The 18896-nt window shown below is 69.7% G+C and carries 20 protein-coding genes; 4 read left to right on the top strand and 16 right to left on the bottom strand.

Translation table 11 applies throughout. The annotated features are described in order from the left end of the window. Window positions 1-19: 19 nt before the first annotated feature. From tolA to ruvC, 9 genes are all read right to left on the bottom strand, one after another. Window positions 20-853, bottom strand: coding sequence for a cell envelope integrity protein TolA (gene tolA, locus Q0044_RS12285; RefSeq protein WP_298162591.1), 834 nt, complete (start codon window positions 851-853; stop codon window positions 20-22). A gap of 4 nt (window positions 854-857) precedes the next feature. Then, window positions 858-1361, bottom strand: coding sequence for an ExbD/TolR family protein (locus Q0044_RS12280; RefSeq protein ID WP_298162590.1), 504 nt, complete (start codon window positions 1359-1361; stop codon window positions 858-860). 3 nt (window positions 1362-1364) lie between these two features. Continuing rightward, window positions 1365-2138: a protein TolQ gene (gene tolQ / locus Q0044_RS12275; RefSeq protein ID WP_298162587.1), complete on the bottom strand. Its 774-nt coding sequence runs from the start codon at window positions 2136-2138 to the stop codon at window positions 1365-1367. Between the two features lie 148 nt (window positions 2139-2286). Further along, entirely contained in the window at window positions 2287-2739 is a 453-nt protein-coding gene (gene ybgC, locus Q0044_RS12270) for a tol-pal system-associated acyl-CoA thioesterase (RefSeq protein WP_298162586.1), read from the bottom strand. Then, a complete protein-coding gene (locus Q0044_RS12265; protein ID WP_298162585.1) occupies window positions 2739-3107 on the bottom strand; it encodes a hypothetical protein in 369 nt (122 codons plus the stop codon). Before Q0044_RS12265 ends, ybgC begins: the two co-directional genes overlap by 1 nt. Window positions 3108-3126: 19 nt before the next feature. Further along, the gene (locus Q0044_RS12260; RefSeq protein WP_298162583.1) at window positions 3127-4584 is read right to left on the bottom strand and encodes an alpha/beta hydrolase; all 1458 of its coding nucleotides are present in this window, start codon (window positions 4582-4584) and stop codon (window positions 3127-3129) included. 55 nt (window positions 4585-4639) lie between these two features. Continuing rightward, window positions 4640-5674 carry a Holliday junction branch migration DNA helicase RuvB gene (gene ruvB, locus Q0044_RS12255; protein ID WP_298162582.1) on the bottom strand — a complete coding sequence of 345 codons (1035 nt, stop codon included), beginning with the start codon at window positions 5672-5674 and terminating at the stop codon, window positions 4640-4642. After that, window positions 5671-6288 carry a Holliday junction branch migration protein RuvA gene (gene ruvA, locus Q0044_RS12250; RefSeq protein WP_298162581.1) on the bottom strand — a complete coding sequence of 206 codons (618 nt, stop codon included), beginning with the start codon at window positions 6286-6288 and terminating at the stop codon, window positions 5671-5673. Before ruvA ends, ruvB begins: the two co-directional genes overlap by 4 nt. Further along, window positions 6285-6827 carry a crossover junction endodeoxyribonuclease RuvC gene (gene ruvC, locus Q0044_RS12245; protein WP_298162578.1) on the bottom strand — a complete coding sequence of 181 codons (543 nt, stop codon included), beginning with the start codon at window positions 6825-6827 and terminating at the stop codon, window positions 6285-6287. Before ruvC ends, ruvA begins: the two co-directional genes overlap by 4 nt. A gap of 124 nt (window positions 6828-6951) precedes the next feature. Between ruvC and Q0044_RS12240 the strand changes: the two genes are divergently transcribed. After that, window positions 6952-8631 (top strand): M20/M25/M40 family metallo-hydrolase, encoded by a 1680-nt coding sequence (locus Q0044_RS12240; protein ID WP_298162576.1) that lies wholly within the window; start codon window positions 6952-6954, stop codon window positions 8629-8631. A 236-nt stretch (window positions 8632-8867) separates the two neighbouring features. Here Q0044_RS12240 and Q0044_RS12235 read toward each other — a convergent pair whose 3' ends face one another. Together Q0044_RS12235 and Q0044_RS12230 are read right to left on the bottom strand one after the other, a co-directional pair. Then, entirely contained in the window at window positions 8868-10208 is a 1341-nt protein-coding gene (locus tag Q0044_RS12235) for a hypothetical protein (RefSeq protein WP_298162575.1), read from the bottom strand. Between the two features lie 202 nt (window positions 10209-10410). After that, window positions 10411-11184 (bottom strand): YebC/PmpR family DNA-binding transcriptional regulator, encoded by a 774-nt coding sequence (locus tag Q0044_RS12230; RefSeq protein WP_298162574.1) that lies wholly within the window; start codon window positions 11182-11184, stop codon window positions 10411-10413. Between the two features lie 168 nt (window positions 11185-11352). Between Q0044_RS12230 and Q0044_RS12225 the strand changes: the two genes are divergently transcribed. Then, entirely contained in the window at window positions 11353-11541 is a 189-nt protein-coding gene (locus tag Q0044_RS12225) for a hypothetical protein (RefSeq protein ID WP_298162573.1), read from the top strand. Here Q0044_RS12225 and Q0044_RS12220 read toward each other — a convergent pair. Beyond that, window positions 11538-11972, bottom strand: a complete 435-nt coding sequence (locus Q0044_RS12220) for an acyl-CoA thioesterase (RefSeq protein WP_298162571.1) — start codon at window positions 11970-11972, stop codon at window positions 11538-11540. The genes Q0044_RS12225 and Q0044_RS12220 overlap by 4 nt on opposite strands. Before the next feature lie 120 nt (window positions 11973-12092). Here Q0044_RS12220 and Q0044_RS12215 point away from each other — a divergent pair, with 120 nt between their 5' ends. Beyond that, window positions 12093-13226 carry a zinc-dependent alcohol dehydrogenase family protein gene (locus tag Q0044_RS12215; protein WP_298162569.1) on the top strand — a complete coding sequence of 378 codons (1134 nt, stop codon included), beginning with the start codon at window positions 12093-12095 and terminating at the stop codon, window positions 13224-13226. On the opposite strand, the gene Q0044_RS12210 is transcribed toward Q0044_RS12215, so the two are convergent. Further along, window positions 13223-13852, bottom strand: a complete 630-nt coding sequence (locus tag Q0044_RS12210; RefSeq protein ID WP_298162568.1) for a hypothetical protein — start codon at window positions 13850-13852, stop codon at window positions 13223-13225. The genes Q0044_RS12215 and Q0044_RS12210 overlap by 4 nt on opposite strands. Before the next feature lie 132 nt (window positions 13853-13984). On the opposite strand from Q0044_RS12210, the gene Q0044_RS12205 reads away from it, so the two are divergent. Continuing rightward, on the top strand, window positions 13985-14494 hold the full coding sequence (locus tag Q0044_RS12205) for a DUF1993 domain-containing protein (RefSeq protein ID WP_298162566.1): 510 nt from the start codon (window positions 13985-13987) through the stop codon (window positions 14492-14494). On the opposite strand, the gene Q0044_RS12200 is transcribed toward Q0044_RS12205, so the two are convergent. The 3 genes from Q0044_RS12200 to Q0044_RS12190 all read right to left on the bottom strand — a co-directional run bounded on the left by Q0044_RS12200 (window position 14473) and on the right by Q0044_RS12190 (window position 18823). After that, window positions 14473-15333: a ribokinase gene (locus Q0044_RS12200; RefSeq protein ID WP_298162565.1), complete on the bottom strand. Its 861-nt coding sequence runs from the start codon at window positions 15331-15333 to the stop codon at window positions 14473-14475. The genes Q0044_RS12205 and Q0044_RS12200 overlap by 22 nt on opposite strands. Continuing rightward, the gene (locus Q0044_RS12195; RefSeq protein ID WP_298162563.1) at window positions 15330-16253 is read right to left on the bottom strand and encodes a nucleoside hydrolase; all 924 of its coding nucleotides are present in this window, start codon (window positions 16251-16253) and stop codon (window positions 15330-15332) included. The genes Q0044_RS12200 and Q0044_RS12195 overlap by 4 nt, the downstream gene beginning before the upstream one ends. A 107-nt stretch (window positions 16254-16360) precedes the next feature. After that, a complete protein-coding gene (locus Q0044_RS12190) occupies window positions 16361-18823 on the bottom strand; it encodes a PhoX family protein (RefSeq protein WP_298162562.1) in 2463 nt (820 codons plus the stop codon). Window positions 18824-18896: the final 73 nt, after the last annotated feature.

Here is an 18896-nt window from a genome sequence, read left to right as displayed (position 1 = left end):
GGCATCGTCAGGGCAAGCCTCAGCGGTTCCGGCATGCGCGTTCGGTATTGAACGTCGGCCTGAAGGCGCCGCCCGGGAAACCGGCCGGAACATCGAACGGCGCCGTCTGGCGAATGGCCCTGAGCGCCCCGTCAGCCGCCGCGCGATAGACCGGATCGGATCGCGGGCTGCGCAGCGTCGGCCCTGCCGTGATCCGCCCGTCGGCCGACAGGGTGACGTCCATCTCGATGCGCAGCTGGTTGGCCCCCGGGATGTCGCAGGGCAGGGTCCAATTCGGATAGACCTGGTTGAAGATGGCGGTCAGCTGCGGGCCCGTGGCCTGGGCCGCCTGTCCCCGGCCTTGCTGGCCCGTCGGGGCGCGGGGTCCGGGCGTCGGCGCCGGGCGGCGGGGACCGGCCAGGGCGTCCAGATCCAGCGACGGCTCGGTCCGGCCGGGCGGGGCCGGACGCGGCGGCGTCGGGGTCGCGCGCGGCGGGGTCGGACGTGGCGGCGTGGGCCTCGGCGGCGTGGGACGCGGCGGGGTCGGGCGCGGCGGGGTCGGGGTCGGACGCGGGGTCGGCGCGGGCCGGGGCGGCGGAGGCGCGGGCGTCGGCGGTGTCGGAGCCGGAGGCGTCGGTTCGGGCGGCGCCTCGACCGGAGCGGTCGCGGCCTCCTCCGTCACCAGTTCCTCGGACGGATTGTCCGGCGCGGCCGCCTCGACCACTTCCGACGAGACGATCGACACCGGCACCGACGACACGGTCGGAATGATCTTTTCGTCGGCCTCGGGCCACTCGATCAGGAACATCGCCGCCACGCCGACGTGCAGCAGCAGGGCGCCGATGATCGCCGGAGAGGGACGCGACCTCGTCACGCGGTCAGGCCTCGGGCTCTTGCGAAGGCGTGACGACGGCCGCCGCCACGGGGGCAGCTTCGGCCGTATCGGTGATCAGGTTCAGCTTGGTGAAGCCCGCAGCCGACAGTCGCGCCATCACCCGCGCCACGGCCTGGTAGGGCGCGCGCCCGTCGGCCCGCACGAAGATCGACAGCTCGTCCCGGTCCGTGCCGTCGGCCGCCTCGGCCACCCGCTCGGTCAGGGCGTCATAGGCCGTCTCGTCGCGCTGGACGAAGATCGCGCCCTCGCGGTCGATCGATACCGTCACCGGCGGCTTGTCGGTCTCGACCGCGCTGGCCTCAGTCTTCGGAAGCTCCACCGGTACGCCTACGGTCAGCAGCGGCGCCGAGATCATGAAGATGATCAGCAGAACCAGCATCACGTCCACCAGGGGGGTGACGTTGATCTCGCTCAGCGGCCGTTTGCGGGCGCGACGTCGGCCCCGGACGTGGCCTCCGCCTCCACCCATCGCCCCACCACCGGCCATGGCTCAGACGCTCCGGCGGAAGGACAGATCGGGCGCGGATGGCGGCGGGGGCGGCGGGGCGACCGGGGCCGAACCTCCGCCCAGACGACGCGCCACGGCGGCCTGCAGGTCGTCGGCGAAACTTTCCAGACGGCCGGTGAACTTGCCCGCATCGATGGAGAACTTGTTGTAGGCGATATAGGCCGGGATGGCGGCCGCCAGACCCACGGCCGTGGCGAACAGGGCCTCGGCGATGGCCGGGGCCACGGTCGTCAGATTGGTGTTCCCCGCCGCCGCGATCCGTCCGAAGGCGTTCATGATGCCCCAGACGGTGCCGAACAGGCCGATGAAGGGCGAGGCCGTCGCGACCACCGACAGGACGCCCAGACCTTCCTCGATCCTCTGGCCCTCGCGCGCGATCAGGGAATCGAGGCTGCGGTCGATGCGCGAGATCAGCAGATTGCCCTCTGTGTCGGTCAGCGGACCCTTGCGACGCGTCTCGCGCCAGTCCGACAGGGCGATGACCAGCATGCGCGGCAAGGCATGCGCCGGCTCCGGTCCCGCCTGGGCCGCCACATCCTCCAGCGACCGGCCGGAGGCGATCGCCTTTTCGAACGCGTCGGCCTGGGTGTTCAGGGCGGTGAAGCGGAAGGCCTTGTCGATGATGACCGTCCACGACCACACCGAGGCAATGGCCAGACCGACCATCACGCTCTTCACCACCCAGTCGGCGGTCATGAACAGGGTCACCGGATTCAGCATCGAGGCTTCGGAGGCGACGGTGGCGGCGACAGTCATGGGCGGATCCTGGGAGAGCAGTCGGACTCTATCGAGCCACGCGGCGTGGCGGTTCTATGGCCGGGAGGCGGATTGGGCGGCCGTCTATTCCTGACGAAGCAGGGCGCGAGTCTAGCGGCGCCGCAGGTTCCGGCAAGTTACCAATGCGTCAGTCGTTGGCCAGCCAGGGTGTCACCGCCTCGACCAGGGCCTTCGTCGGCCTGCGCGGCCGACCGTCCAGATGGATGCAGACGGCCGTGACATCCGCCCGGCACAGCGCTTCCCCGCCGCGTTCGATGGTCTGGGAGATCAGCAACCTCACCCCCTTCACCGCGTCATAGGTGGTCCGCACCACCAGGGCGTCGTCGATCCGCGCGGGCTTGATGAAATGTAGCTTCATCTCCGCCACGACAAAGGCCAGCGGCGGATCGATCTCCAGCAGCTGCGTATGGCCGATGCCCGCCAGCCTGAGGAAGTCCGACCGACCCCGCTCGAAATAGCGGACGTAGTTGGCGTGATAGACCACCCCCGTGAAGTCGGTGTCCTCGTAATAGACCCGCACGGGCAACAGGTGATCGCGACCCTCGAATCGGCCGGCGGTGGGATGATCGGAATGGGTCATCAGGCGGGCGCTTCAGGCGAACGGGCGAAGGCTGGACAGAACTCTTCGCGCAGGGCGCGGAACTCGGTCGGAAGGGGCTCGTCGGCGAACAGGATCCGGCCGATGCGGGAGATGAAGGCCACGGGCTCTTCGGTCACGCCGCTGCGATTGCGCGCCGCTGCATAGCCGCATACCGCCGGGCCCGAACCGGCCTCGACATAGCGAACTTCCCAGTCCGGGCCGCGCTGTTCCCGCACCTGCCGCTCGGCGCGCTGGAACGGGGCCTCTTGCCGCGATCCCGCGCCGCCGCTCACGACCACCCAGATGCACAGCCCGCCCAGGATCAGGACGACGATCCCGAGGATGGGCACGAGGGTTCTGACAGTCATCCGGGGCCGCGCCATCGCCTCAGGCCGGATCGAGGGTGAAGTCCAGCGGCGTGCCGGCAGGCGGGAGACAGCTGCGGTCCACCGGCGCCGAAGGATCACGCAGGAAGTCCCGCGCCATCGCCCGCGTGCAGGGGCTGGCATTGATCACCCCGTGCGTCGCATTGGTCACGATCACCACCTGGCTGTTGGCGTATCCTCGTGCGGCCGCCTCGGTCAGGGGCGGCGGACAGCCGGGATCGATCTCGGCGGCCACGAACAGGGTCGGGATGTCGGTCACCACCGGCGCGTTCTCGATCGGATCGGCAGGCGTCTCGCCGATCGCCTCGCAGACGTCGAACAGCCGCGACAGGGACGGCACCAGCACCTCCGCCACCGGATCGCCGGCCGCGCCGGCCACCAGTCGCGCCTTGGATTCGAACGGCAGCTCTTCCCGGCACAGGTGCGCCATGTGCTGACCTTCGAAATAGTAGGTCCGGTTTCCGGAGACCTCGGCCACCGGGCTCAGGTCGCCCGAGATGATCCTGTCCAGATCGGCCGGCAGGCGGCGGACCCCGACCCGGCTGTAGGTGGTGTCCATGAGGAAGGCCGAGAGGTCGTCGACAGTGAACGTCTGCCCGTCCTTGCCCGTCACCGGCCCGGCCAGCCAGCGCCGCGCCTCGGTCTCGAACCGCGCCTGCATGTCGGGATAGCGGGCGGCGCATTCGGCCTGCGCCGCGCATTTGGCCAGGATGATCCGTACGGCGGCCGAGACCTGCTCGGGCGTGCCCACGGCCCAGTTCCCTTCGGGCGGCCAAGGGCTGTCCATCACGGCGGCGCGCACGATCTCGGGATGATGGGTAATGACGGCCGCCTCGATGCGAGGCCCATAGGAGCCGCCGCGCAGGTCGATCTTCTCCAGTCCCAGCACCTGGGCCAGGTCGCGCACGTCGTCGGCGATGACGGCGGCGTTGTACCAGTTCAGGTCCACGCCCTGCGCCTGCCAGCCCTTCAGGCAGGCGATCAGCCCGTCGCGATCCTCATCAGACGGCGGTCCCGCGTCGGTCAGTTCCACGCCCGGACAGTCCATCGACGGCGTCCCCCGCCCGGCGCCGCGCTGGTCGAAGAAGATCATGTCCTGATCCACGGCCAGGGCGTCCGGGTTCTGCTGCGCGTATCGCAGCGCCCCGCCCACGCCCGGTGTGGACGCCCCGCCCGGCCCCCCGTGAAAGTTCACCACCGGCGGCAGCAGACGCCCCGATGCGTCGCGCCAGGGCGTCGACGCCTTGACGATCACCACGGCGATATCGATGCGCCGGTCGCTCGACCCGTCGCGCGCCTCGTCGACCGTCAGGGTTCCGCAACGAACCTCGCGCACCCCGGCCGGCCAGTCGGCCGGACAGGCCGTGTCGGTAAACACCGGATCGGCGGCGATGGCGGGTGCGGCCGGGGCGATGCCGCAGGCCAGAAAGGACAAGGCGGCGAGGACGCGAAAGATCATGGACGGTCTCCGGTTCGCCGACACCAAAGTCCCCCGCCCCGCGCTTGGCAAGCCGCTATTCGAACAGACCGCCCTGCGGCGGAACCACGACCTTCGGCGGTTCGGTCAGGCCGAGGTGGGCATAAGCCTTGGCGCACGCCATCCGTCCGCGCGGCGTCCGCATGATGAAGCCCTGCTGCAGCAGATAGGGCTCGATCACGTCCTCGACCGCGTCCCGCGCCTCGGCGATAGCGGCCGCCAGGGTGTCCATCCCGACGGGTCCGCCGCCGTAGTTCTCGATCAGGGCCTTCAGGAACCGCCTGTCGTTGGAATCCAGGCCCAGCTCGTCGATCTCCAGCCGCGACAGGGCCCGGGACGCCACGATCCGGTCGATCACCGCCGCGCCCTCGGCCTCGGCGAAGTCCCGCACCCGGCGCAGCAGCCGACCGGCCACGCGCGGCGTGCCCCGGGCCCGCGAGGCGATCTCGCGCGCGCCTTCGTCATTGATCGGCGCCCCCATCTTGCGCGCCGCCCCGGTGATGACCCGCACCAGCTCGTCCGGCGTATAGAACTCCAGTCTCAACGGAATACCGAACCGGTCGCGCAGCGGCGTCGCCAGCAGCCCCGCGCGCGTCGTAGCCCCGACGAGGGTGAAGGGCGCCAGATCGATCCGCACCGAGCGCGCCGACGGCCCTTCGCCGATGATCAGGTCCAGCACATGGTCCTCCATGGCGGGATACAGGATCTCCTCCACCGTCGGGGCCAGCCGGTGGATCTCGTCGATGAACAGGACGTCGCGCGGTTCGAGATTGGTCAGGATGGCCGCCAGATCTCCGGCCTTGGCGAGGATCGGTCCCGAGGTCGCCCGGAAGCCCACCCCCAGCTCCCGCGACACGATCTGCGCCAGCGTCGTCTTGCCGAGCCCGGGAGGCCCGAACAGCAGCACATGGTCCAGCGCCTCGCCACGCTTCCGCGCCGCGTCGATGAAGACCTTCAGATTGCCCTTGGCCGCCTCCTGGCCGACGAACTCGGACAGGGTCTGGGGCCGCAATGCACGGTCATAGGATTCGCCGGGGGCGGGCTCGGGCGAGATGATGCGGTCGTCAGTCACCGCCCCAGCTCCTGCAAGGCCGCCCGGATCACGGCCGACAGTTCCGCATCGTCACCCAGCCGGATCAGCGCCTGATCCACGGCCCGGCGCGCATTGACCTCGGCCATGCCCAGACCCAGCAGGGCCGAGACCGCCTCTCCCGTTACGCTCGGAAGCGGAGCGACGATCTCCGTGTGCAGGCCAGGCGCCGACGGCGTGAACGAGACATCGCCCAGGGACTTGCCCTTCAGCTCGGTCACGATCCGCAGGGCCAGCTTTGGCCCCACGCCATTGGCCCGCCCGATCGCGGCCTTGTCGTCCCGCGCCACCGCGCTCGCCAGTTCGCCCGGCGGCAGCACGTCCAGAACCGACAGCGCCGCCTTCGGGCCCACGCCCTGGATGCCCAGAAGGGTCGTGAAGGCCCGTCGTTCGTCGCGGGCCAGGAAGCCGTACAGCCTCGGCCCCGCGTCCTCGCTCCATTGCGAATGAACGTGCAGCGTCGCCTCGTCGCCGGGCGCCGGCAGCCGCCCCAGGGTCCGCGCCCCGCAGGCGACGACATAGCCCACCCCCGCACAGTCGATCAGGCAGTGGCCCTCCTCGACCTCGGCCAGCACGCCCCTCAGACGGCCGATCATGCCGCCCCCCGCAAAGGATTGAGCGCTTCCAGCAGCGTCCGCCTCCTCAGCTGCGCATGGGTGATAGCCACGGCGAGGGCATCCGCGGCATCGGCCTTCACGTCACCGGCTGCCGGCAGCAGCCGTTTCACCATGAAGGCGATCTGCCCCTTGTCCGCATGCCCGGCCCCGACCACCGCCTTCTTGATCAGGTTCGGCGAGTATTCGGCGACCGGCAGACCGGCGCTGGCCGGAGCCAGCATGACCGCCGCCCGGGCATGGCCCAGCTTCAGGGTCGACGACGGGTTCACATTGACGAAGACCTCCTCGATCGCCGCCTCGTCACAATCATGGGCGGCGCAGACCTCGCCGACCTTCTCCAGCAGCCACAGCAGCCGCTCGGACAAGGGCGCCGTGTCCGGCGGCGTCACCACCCCGTGCGCGACCCAGCGCAGCCGCGACCCTTCGGCCACGACCACGCCCCAACCGGTGCGGCGCAGGCCGGGGTCCAGCCCCAGGATCCGGGTCCCCCCGCCTTGATGAATCATATTGTTCGTCATTCGTTCCAGTCATGCCGCAATCAGGGTTACCGGACAATGACCAAGGCGTCCGTCGCCAGCGGCCGTGACCGCTTCCCCTGCCGCCGGCTTGGGCATAGCGTCTCTTCCGCACAGGGAGCGGACTATGAGCAACAGCGCGGGCGCCGTCATCGCGGCCCAGAGAATGCGGGCCGAGCGCCAGATGATCGAGGCGCTCAAGGCCGCCGAGGCCTTCTCGCCCGAAAAGGCCATCCCCCTCGCCCCCGACAGGAACCTGGCCCGGCTCGCCCTGCGCGGCCTGCTGCGCCAGAACGCCATCCGTCAGGCCCGGGCCGGCTTCTACTATCTGGACGAGCCGGTCTATGCGGCGGTCCGCAAGAGCCGCCGGCGTCTGCTCATCGGCGTCGCCGTCATCGCCGTCGTCTTCGGCGTGGCCGTCGCCATCGCCAGCGCCTCCAAGGCCCAGACGGCTCCCGCGCCCCGCCCCGACCAGCTCGCCTTCCGCGCCCTCTACGAGGAACTGGTCGAGACCAACACCACCCTGTCCGAAGGCAGCTGCACCCTCGCCGCCGAGCGGATGGCCGCACGTCTGACCGCCGTCGGCTACCCGGCCGCCGACGTCCGCGTCCTCGCCCCGGCCGACCGGCCGAAGGACGGCAATCTGGTCGCCACCCTGCACGGCTCCGACGCCTCGGCGCCCGCTCTCCTGCTGCTGGCGCACATCGATGTGGTCGAGGCGAGGGCCGCCGACTGGACCCGCGATCCCTTCACCCTGGTCGAGGAGGGCGGCTATTTCTACGCGCGCGGCGCCTCGGACGACAAAGCCCAGGCCTCGGTCTGGGTCGATACGATGGTCCGTCTGAAACAGGACGGCTTCGCCCCGACCCGCGACATCAGGATCGCCCTGACCTGCGGCGAGGAAACCGCCGACGTCCACAACGGGGTCGAGTGGCTGCTGGCCCATCACCCGGAGACGCTCCAGGCCGGGTTCGCCCTCAACGAAGGCGCCGGCGGCCTGCTCGACGCAGAAGGCAACCGCGTCGCCCTGGCCGTCCAGGCGGGCGAGAAGCTCTACCAAGACTTCCAGCTGGAGATCACCAACCCCGGCGGCCACTCGGCCCGGCCGAGGAAGGACAACGCCATTGTCGCCATGTCCAACAGCCTTTCGCGGGTCGGCGCATACGACTTCCCGCTCCAGCTTAATCCTGTGACCCGGGCCTATTTCACCGCGCTCGCCGACACCCAGCCGCAGCACGCCGCCGACATGCGCGCCCTGACCGCCGGGACCACGCCGGACGCCGGGGCCGCCGCCCGGATCTCCGCCGCCAATCCCTCATGGAATGCGACCCTGCGGACGACCTGCATCCCGACCCTGATCGAAGGCGGCCATGCGCCGAACGCCCAGCCCCAGCACGTCACCGCCAACATCAACTGCCGCATCTTCCCCGGAAACACGATCGCCGGGACCCAGGCCGAGCTCGCGCGACTGATCGACAATCCGGCGGTGACGATCACCACCGTCGGCGCGCCTGATCCCTCGACCCCGCCCCCGCCCCTGTCGGACGCGGTCATGAGTCCGATCCGCGAGGTCGCCGGCCGGATGTGGCCGGACGTGCCGATCCTGCCGACCATGTCGACCGGCGCCACCGACGGCCGGTTCACCAATGCGGCCGGCATACCGACCTATGGGGTCACCGGCATGTTCGGCGATCCGGACGGCGGCGGCGCCCACGGCCTCAACGAACGCATCCGAGTCCGCTCCCTGTACGAGGGCCGCGACTTCCTGTTCGAGATCGTCAAACTCTATGCCGTTCAGGGCGACTAGAGGCTCAGCCATTGGCCTCGATGTAGGCTCCGGTTTCCGTGTTGACCCGCGTCACGCCCGTGATGTGATCGGCCTCAAGCGCATCAAGCTCGACCGCCGGTGCGGGCGACCGGGCGGCCGGCGCGCGGCCCCGGCGTGGACATCGATTATCCGACGGGTGATGTCCATGGGGCGGAAGTCCTTCAGGCCGGGCCCGGTCTAACCCGGCCGCCGACCCACGGTTCCGCCTTCGGGCGTCAGCCGATGATGGGCTGGACCGATCCACCCTCGGTGGGCGCCGGCCGGCCGCCACGCTCGCGACGGGCCGCTTCCAGAGCGGCGGCCGACATCGCGGCCTCGGCGCGGACGCCTTCCAGTTCGGCGCGCAGGGCCGCAGTCTGCTGACTCATCACCTGGACCTTGGCCTGATGCTCGTCCTGGACGGCGGTCAGCTTGGCCTGGATCTTCAGCATCCGGTCCTCGGCGCGGGCGATGGCCTTCTCGTGGGTCGAGGCGGCCTTGGCCAGGGTCTCGGCCCGGTCGACGGCGGCCAGACGGGCCACTTCCATCCCGGCCAGACGCTGGCGCGTGTCCTCGGTCTCGGCTTCCAGACCGCGGATCCGCTCCATGGCCCGATCCAGGCTGATCTGCAGCTGTTCCGCCTTGCGCTCCGCGGCATGCGATCCGGCCTGCAGCTCGCTCAGACGCGAGGCCTGTTCGGTGTTCAGCACCTCCAGCCCGTTGGCGCGGGCCGTGGCCGTGTCGAGCCGCGAGCTCAGCGAGGCGATCTCCGCGCGCGCCGTCTCGGTCTGGTTCTCAAGGGCGCGCAGGCTGCGGGCGGCCTCGCTCTGTTCCGAGGCCGCGCGGGCGCGTTCGGAGGCCAGCTGGCCCTCGCTGGCCGCCGACACACGCGCAAGGGCGGCGATCTCGGCCGAGACCTCGTCGACGCGGCGACGCAGGACGGTGTTCTCTTCGGACGCCAGGGCGTGGTCGCGCTGGATCTGGGCGCGGCCGCTTTCGGACTCAGTCCGCAGGGTCTCGGCCTGTTTCAGCTGGGTGCGCAGGGCGTCCTGGTCCTGCTCCAGCTCCTTGATGCGCTGGCTGGACGCGCGATCCGCGATCTCAAGCGCCTCGATCTTCGCGGTGGCTGCGGACAGCTCGCTGCGCAGGCGGTCGGTCTCGACCCGCGCTTCCTGGGAGGTCGCGGTCTGTTCGCCCAGCCGTGCGGACAGTTCGTCGGCCCGGGCCTCGCTTTCGGCCAGGGCGTCGGCGAGGCGGCGGGCCTCGGCGTTGAGCGCTTCCAGACGGCCGACCGAATCGATGTTGGCGGCGCGCAGATTGACCAGTTCGACATGGCTGTCGCGGCGCGACCTGAACTCGGCTTCCAGCGGCTCGCGCAGCTGGCCCAGCAGGCTCTCGAACGTTCCGAAACGCCGCGCCATGTCCGACAACTGGTCGAGGTTGTCCTGAATGGTTTCAAAGCGTTCGCCGATGATGCCGGCCGCGTCGCCGTTCTCGCGTTCCTCGGCCGGCGACGCGACGCCCTGGGCCTTTCCGTTCCGCGACAGAACCCGATCGATTCTCGACAATACCGTCATGACGTCCCCCGCTGACGGGCGGATGGAGCCTTATAGCCGAGGGCCCGAATCGGGCCGCCCACCCTTTCCCGTTCAGAAAGATTAATGGCCGTCGCCGGACGAGTCGATACCGCGGTTCCTGTACGGTTCCGTTCCCTGTGGGCCGATCGACTCCCTGCGCTGCGGACGGCCCCGCAACCGCATCCTCGGCGGGGGATCCCGATCAGCCCGCGTACTTCGCCATGTCCTCGTCGGAGATGTCCTCGTTCGAATAGACCATGGAGACGTCGTCCTCGGCGTCGAGCGCGTCGAGCAGCTTCATCAGCGTACCGACCTGTTCGCCGGAGATCTCCACCTCGGTCTGGGGCTTCCAGACGATGGCGGTGGATTTGGCGTCGCCCAGGACCTTGGACATGGCTTCAGCCACCTCGTTCAGGTCTTCAAAGGCGGTCCAGATCACGTGGCCCGGCGCATCCTCATAGATGTCCGGCTTGACCAGATCGCTCTCGACGTCCTGGGCGCCCGCCTCGATGGCGGCCTCCATGACGGCATCCTCCGTGCCGGCCTCGGCGGGATAGGTGATCTTGCCGACCTTGTCCCACATGAAGGCGACCGAGTTCATCTCGCTCAGCGCCCCGCCGTTCTTCTTGAACGCCGTGCCGATGTTCGAAGCGGCGCGGTTGCGGTTGTCGGTCAGGGCCTCGACGATGATGCCGACGCCGCCGGGGCCCCGGCCCTCGTAGCGGACCTCTTCCATCGTATCGACGTCGCCGCCGGCGGCCTTGTTGATGGCGCGGGTGATCACGTCCTTGGGCAGGCTTTCGGCCTTGGCGTTGTTGATGGCCAGGCGCAGGCGCGGGTTCAGGGCCGGATCCGGCATGCCCGACTTGGCCGCCACCGTGATGTCGCGCGACAGTTTGGAGAACAGTTTGGAGCGCACCGCATCGGCGCGACCCTTGCGGTGCATGATGTTCTTGAACTTGGAATGGCCGGCCATCTGGGTCTCTTGAAGGGCGCTGACGCGAGCGACGCGGTCGCTTGCGGCTTCAGCGCGTGCGGTATTGGGTGATCGGGCGTCTAGCCCATGGCCGCGCGCCTGTCACGGCTGGGGCGGGAACCGCAACGCTCGGGACGGGTTGAGGGATCGAACCTTCCGGAGTCTCCCATGCAAGCCGAAGACGTCTATTTCGACGAAGAGACCGCGGACGAGGCCGACATCGTCGAATGGTACGAAAGCCGGCCGGTGACCGTCTCCACGGCCGTCGCCACCGGCTCCATCGTCGCCGCCTTCGCCCTCGGCGTCCTGACCGCCGTCGGCGCCCTGGCCCTGCTCGGCTATATGGACGACAACTAGGTCGCCCTCAGGTTCTCGACCACGCCCCTGAGCACCGCCGGAAGCGGCTTCGGCCGCCGCGTCTCCGCATCGACATAGACGTGCACGAAATGGCCGATGGCGGCCGGCTCGGCCACGCCCCGGCGGAAGACGGCGAAGCCGTATTTCACGCTCGAGGTGCCGATATGGTCGACCTTGATCCCCACCTCGATCACATCCGGAAACGCCAGGGCCGAGGTGTAGCGGCAGCCCGAATCGACCACGAGACCGATCGATTCCTTCAGCGCCCCGCCGATGATCAGGTGGGCGTTCACCGCCGAGTCCACGAACTCGTAGAATTTGGCGTTGTTGATGTGGCCGTATTGGTCGTTGTCCGCCCAGCGCGTCGAGACCGTATGGTAGGCCTTGTAGGTCGCCCGGTCGGCCAGCGGCCCCTCGTCGCGTTTCGGCATTCTCGTTTCGTCCCTCATGGCGCCGGCTGGATCGCCGATCCTGATGCGACGCTCGGGCTTGGCCTCCGTCGCGTCAAGCGCCTATCGAAGGTCATTCGCGCGTTTCCGACAAGGCCGCCCATGACCCGGACCACAACCCGCGCCGCCGTCCTGCGCGCCATGGGCGCCGCCCGCCCCTATGCCGACAGCCGGCCCCTCTCGATCGAGACCGTGACGCTCGACCCGCCCGGCCCGGGCGAGGTCCGCGTCGCCATCAAGGCGGCGGGCCTGTGCCACTCGGACCTCAGCGTCATCAACGGCGACCGCCCCCGGCCCCTGCCGATGGCCCTGGGCCATGAGGCCGCCGGCATCGTTGAGGCCCTGGGCCAGGGCGTCACCGATCTCGCGATCGGCGACCCCGTCGCCATGGTCTTCATGCCCTCCTGTGGCCACTGCAATCCGTGTGCGGAGGGGCGCCCGGCCCTGTGCGAGCCCGGTGCCGCCGCCAACGGCAAGGGCGAGCTCCTGACCGGCGGCAGACGCATCCATCATCATGACGAAGCCCTGAACCATCACCTCGGTTGCTCCGCCTTCGCCGAACACGCCGTCGTGTCGCGCCGCTCCCTGGTGAAGATCGATCCGGCCCTCAGCTTCGCCGAGGCCGCCCTGTTCGGCTGTGCGGTCCTGACGGGCGTAGGGGCCGTGGTGAACACGGCCCGGATTCGCGCGGGCCAGAGCGCGGTCGTCGTGGGTCTCGGCGGCGTCGGACTGGCCAGCGTCCTCGGCGCCCTGGCCTCCGGCGCCTCCCCCGTCATCGCGGTCGACCTGTCGGAGGACAAGCTGGCGCTCGCCCGCACCCTCGGCCCGGTCCAGACCGTCAATGCCGCCGATCCCGACGCCGTCGATCAGGTCCGCGCCCTGACCCAGGGCGGCGGCGACTTCGTGTTCGAGATGGCGGGCTCGGTCCGCGCGCTTGAGGCCGCCTGGAAGATGACCCGTCGCGGCGGCACGACCATCACCGCCGGCCTGCCGCCCCCCGACGCCGCCCTGCCGGTCAATGTCGTCTCACTCGTCGGGGAGGAGCGCACCCTCAAGGGCTCCTACATCGGCACCTGCGTGCCCGGCCGCGACATTCCCCGCTACGTCGCCCTCTACCGTCAGGGCCGCCTGCCCGTGGACCGGCTGATGAGCGGGACCATCCCGCTCGACGACATCAATGCGGGCTTCGACCGGCTCCACGCCGGCGAGGTCGTCCGTCTGGTGGTGACCTTCTAGGGCTTCGGCGCGTCCGCGGCCGGAGCCGCCGGGACAGCCGGATCCGCCGGAGCCTCGACCGCCGGAGGAGTGACGGCGGCGGCGGCGCCCTGGGCCGCCTCGGCGGCGGCCAGTTCGGCCTCTGCCGCCGCGATCGCCTCAGCGGTGTAGGCCGGATCGATTCCCTTGTCGCAGTAGTCGAAGAAGGCCGTGATCTCCGCCTCACCCGCGGCCTTGGCGACCAGTCGCATGTCCGCGCCGCTCAGCCCCACATCGATCGCGCCGCTGTCCTTCAGGGCGGTCAGGACGGGATGGTTCGACGGTACAGAGCTCCCGGGATGGAAGGTACCGGTCGCCGTGCCCGAGGTCAGGACGGCGTCTTCCTCATAGCCCCAGGTGATTTGCACGGTCTTCGATTCCGGCAGGCAGGACAGGGTGAAGACGCTGACCCCCTCGGCCCAGTCGCCGTCGCCGAAATCCAGTTCGCCCGACCCGCCGTGCGCCACGAAATGCCAGTCATAGGCCGCCGGCATCGCGTCGCCGGAAGGCAGGGTCGCCTGTCCCGCCGACGCGGCGTCACCCTGTCCGGACGGCTGGCAGGCTGCGAGCGCCAGCGCGAGGGTCACGATAGACAGGGTGCGGTTCATAGGGTCGACTCTCACTCACCGTCCCCCCGACGGCCCTCCAACCCTAGGCCTCGGGACACCGCTTCGCCAAGGGCGTGACAATCGTCCAGGGCGGGGCTAGACGGGCCGAAAGTTCTCAAAGGAGACTGACCCATGGCGACCGAACTCTACGACCTCACCGTCCCGCCCTTCTCGCGTGGCCTGCGCGCCCTCTCCGGCCTGCTCGACAAGGCCGTCGCCCATGCGAAGGAAACGGGCGTCGATCCCGAAACCTGGCTGGCCCTGCGCATCATCGACGACATGCACCCCCTGATGAAACAGGTCCAGACCGCCTGCGACAGCCCGAAACTGTGCGTCGCCCGCCTGTCCGGCGTCGCCGCCCCGGTCCACGACGACAGCGAGACGACCATCGCCGAGCTGCAGCAGCGGATCGCCGACACCCTGGCCTATCTGGCCTCGGTCCCGCGCGACACGATCGACGGCCAGGAAGGCAAGGAGGTGACGCTGACCTTCCCCGGCGGCGAGATGAAATTCCTCGGCCAGCCCTATGTCACCGGCTTCGCCATGCCGAACTTCTACTTCCACCTGACCACGGCCTACGCCCTTCTGCGCGGCGCCGGGGTCCCGATCGGCAAGCGCGACTACATGGGCGCCCCGGCCTGACCTGACAGCGCCTCGACCTCCTCGCGCGTCGGCAGCGACGGCTGGGCCCCGGCCCGCGTCGCTGCCAGGGCCCCGGCGGCGCAGGCGAAGTCGAGCGCGTCCTTCGGCTCCATCCCGTCCAGCAGGGCGACGACGATCGCGCCGACGAAGGCATCGCCCGCCCCCGTCGCGTCGATGGCGACAACCGTCGGCGGCGTGGCACAGGCCATCCTGACGCCGCGGTGATACATCTCGGCCCCGCGCGCGCCCCGGGTGATCACCACCCGTCCGCCGCCCCGGTGCAGCAGGTCGCCGTAGAAGGCCGCCTCCCCCTCGTTGACGACGATCAGGTCGCAGCGCTTCAGCAGCTGTTCCGACACCGGCTGCGCCGGCGCCAGGTTGGCACAGACGAACCCCACGGCCCGTCCCACGGCGGCCTCGACCGTCTCGATCGGCAGCTCCAGCTGCACGATCAGAGGGGTTTCGATCCGCGCCGGCAGCTGTTCCGGCGTGACCTGATGGTTGGCGCCCGCGGCCACCACGATCTGGTTTTCGCCGGACGGATCGACCGCGATCAGGGCCACCCCCGTCGGCGCCGCGATATCGACCTCGACTCCCGACAGATCGACCCCGAACGGCTCCATCAGGGACAGGGCCTCACCGGCCATGGCGTCGTCGCCGACCCGTCCGATCAAAGAAACCCCGGCCCCCAGCTTCTGTGCCGCCAGCGCCTGGTTCGCGCCCTTGCCGCCCGGATGCCGCGCCAGGGTCGCCCCCGTGACCGTCTCCCCGGCCGCCGGCAGGGACGGCGCCGAGGCCACCAGATCCAGATTGATCGATCCGACCACGGTGACGTTCATGCGACCGCGCCCAATCGCCCGGTGATCAGGTCGAACACCCCCTGGCCGTCCGCCTCGACGGCCCACAGGTGCCGCGCGCCCGCCGGATCGACGCGGAACTCCACCGCCGTATGGCCCCGGGTCAGGTCGCTCGCGGTTTCGACCTCGATCCGGCAGGGTCTCAGCCGGAACAGTTCGGGCTTCAGCAGCCAGGCCACAGTGCACGGATCATGCAGGGGCGCGGCCTCCCAGCCGACGATATCCCGCTCGATCCGCTGGGAGAACCGCACCATCGCCGCCGCCGTCAGGGCCGGCCCGTTGCCGATCGCCTCCAGGGCCCGGATCCGGTCCTCGGTCGCCCGCACCTGATGGGTCGCGTCCAGCCCGAACACCACCATCTCGCAGGCGCTGGCGAAGACCTCCGCCGCCGCGTCCGGATCGGCCCAGATGTTGAATTCGGCGGAAGCGGTGATGTTGCCCCCCTCCGACCGCGCCCCGCCCATGACCACCACCGGCCCCAGCAGGTCCGCCAGCCGCGGCTCGGCCCGCAGCGCGAGGGCCAGATTGGTCATCGGCCCCATGACGGCCAGGGCCACCGACTTCGGTTCGGCCTCCATCACCATGCGCACGATGGTCTCGACCGCAGACCCGTCCGTGGCCGGAGCATCGGGCTCGACCGCCTCCAGATCGCCCAGTCCTTCGGCCCCGTGGAACTCGCCCGCCCCGGCCGGCTCGCGCCGCAGCGGCCGCGCGGCGCCGGCGAACACCGGCACATCCTCACGCCCTGCGACCTGGCGGATGATCCGTGCGTTCCGGGTCGTCTTCTCGACCGGGACATTCCCGCCCACCGTGGTGACGGCCAGAAGCTCCAGCTCCGGCGAGGCGAAGGCCAGCAACAACCCGACGGCGTCGTCCACGCCGGGGTCGCAGTCGATGATCACACTCTGTCTTTTCACCCGCCCTGAATGCGGCGGGTCGCGCGCCCTCGCAACGAAAAAGGGGCGCGCCGTGGCCGGCGCGCCCCCTGTCTCCAGCGATGAGGCAGGCCCTAAAGACCGACCACGCCGCCGTCGTTCTTGGTGATCACGATCGTCGCCGAGCGCGGACGCGCCGTGGAGACCGCGCCGTTCTGGTTCGAAGGCCAGTTCGACGAAGGCGTCGCGGTCGGGCCGCCCTCACCGGGGTGCTGGATATTGACGAACACGGTCCGGCCGTCCGGCGTCGAGTCGATGCCGGTGATCTCGGCGTTCCTCGGTCCGACCAGGAAGCGCTTCAGCGTCAGGCCGGGAGCCCTGCCGACGATGGTCGCCTGCTGTCGGGTCGCGCCCGTCGCGTCGGTGTTGGTGATGGTGCGCGCACCCCCGTCGCCGACCCGACCCGGCAAGGCCAGAAGCATCTGGTTGTTGGTCACGTCGGTGAAGGACCCGTCGTCGGTCTGGATCCACAGCAGCGGATTGATCTGACCCGACGGATTGGTCGGGCGGCCGAACCACAGGCCGTCCGGGCTGGCGAAGTCATTGGTCGCGTCCAGGCCCGACAGGTTGATGTTGGCCGCATCCAGGTCCGAACCGGCGCCGAACAGATAGATGTCCCAGCTGAAGGTCAGGGCGGTGGCATTGTCGCCGGTCTCGCGCAGGCGAATGATGTGGCCGTTCGGGTTGCCGCGCTGCGCCGTGCCGTTCGTGCGGGGATCGTTGTAGTGGCGCGGGTTGGCCGCGTCGGTCCCGGCGAGCGGCCGCGATGTGGCGTTGCCGTTGGTCAGGGTCAGATAGACCTCGCCGTTCGCCGGATTGACGCTGGCCCATTCCGGCCGGTCCATCTTGGTCGCGCCGACCGCATCGGCAGCCAGGCGGGCATTGATCAGGACGTCGGCCTGGTTGGCGAAGCTGTAGAGGGCGTTGGCCGCCGTCAGAACGCCGGTGCCGAACACCAGCGGGATCCAGACGCCGGCCCCCGTGGCGTCGAAGCGGGCGACGTAGAGCGTGCCGTTGTCCAGATACTTGTCACCGACATTCAGACGGTCCGTACGCTGGGCGTCCGCTGCATCCCACGGGGTGGCCGAGACGAACTTGTAGAAATACTCACCGCGGGAATCGTCGCCCATATAGTAGACGGGCGGGCGGCCGGCGACGAAGTTCGCGGGCCAGGCGCCTTCGTGAGCCATACGACCCATGGCGGTGCGCTTGCGCGGCGTCGAGGCGGGGTCATAGGGATCGATCTCGACGATCCAGCCGTACTGGTTCGGCTCGTTACGGAAATCACCCGAGCCGTCGGCAGGGCCGGCAACGACCGAGGCGTTCCATTTGCGATAGGTCGTGTTGGCGGGGTCCGACACCGCCAGAGTGCCCCAGTTCAGGCCCGCGACCGGGCCGCCGGCGACGCCGTAGCGGGCGTAGGCCTGGCCTTCCTTCGCCGGCCGCAGGGCGTTGTCGCCCGTCGCCCGGTTGAAGTAGCCGGCCCAGTTTTCCTCACAGGTGAGGTAGGTGCCCCAGGGCGCAAAGCCGTTGGCGCAGTTGTTGACCGTGCCGCGTCCGGCCACGGCGGTCGGGGAATAGAGAGTCCGCAGCTGGGCGGCGCCGCGCACCGGGCCGTTGAACGCCATGGGCGTGTTCGGCGTGATGCGGCGGTTGAACGTCGAGGTCTGGCTGTAGGCCCAGGTCCCGTTCGAGCCGCGCGCGACCTCGATGATGCCCACGCCGTGGCATTCGATCTCGCGATCGACCTCGACCTGGACCGTGCGGGCGCCGCCCACCACGGTCAGGGTCCCGTTGGCGTGGAGATACTGCTCCGTGACGTTCTCGTGGTTCACGCAAAGGATGCCGCGCGTGTTCGACGTGTCGTCGCGGCCGGTGCCGGCGGCGTTCAGGCCGAAGAAATACATGCCGTCATGGTGATCGCCGGCGCGCTGGGCGAAGTTGGTGTCATTGCCCGTATTGCCGAACGCCGGCACGCCCGGCGCGATGGGATCGCCGAGGGCGTACAGGACCGAGATCGTGTAGCCTTCCGGCACCGTCACGACGTCGTTGAGCAGTTTCGGAAGGGCGCTGAAGGTCAGGGCCGCCGGGTTGACCGTCACCGTCGTCTGGGCCGAGGCGATGATGTTGTTCGAGCCCGGCGCATTGAACGAGAACACCAGCGGCGTGGCGCTGGCCACAGCCGGGGCGATGAAGGTCGCGGAGTTGGTGTTGGCGCCGGTCAGGGTGACGGCCGGGCCCGAGACCTGCTGCCACAGCACGCCGGTCGAACCGGTTGCGGTCCCGGTCAGGGTGACGACCTTGCCCGAGGACGTCGCGCCGCTGGAGCCGGCCGAGACGGTCGCATCCGAGCGGGGCTGGTCGCTGTCACCGTCGCAGGCCGACAGACCGAACAGGCCGGCCATGGCCACCATGCCGCCGAGGATCTGGCGACGCGAGTTGCGCTGTTCGATGATATCCGAAATGTGAGCGTTTGCCGAGAAGTTCAGCTGGATATCGCCGTCGTCATGGGTGCCGGCGCGCTTCGATTCGGACATGGTCAGAACTCCCCCGAGGAATGTGAGACGCCACCGGTATCCGGAGTTCTTGAGGATGATGTGTCGGCTTGTT

Origin of the sequence: Brevundimonas sp. (genome assembly GCF_027484365.1) — a bacterium.
Classification (GTDB): domain Bacteria; phylum Pseudomonadota; class Alphaproteobacteria; order Caulobacterales; family Caulobacteraceae; genus Brevundimonas.
This window is presented reverse-complemented; position numbering and strand designations above follow the sequence as displayed.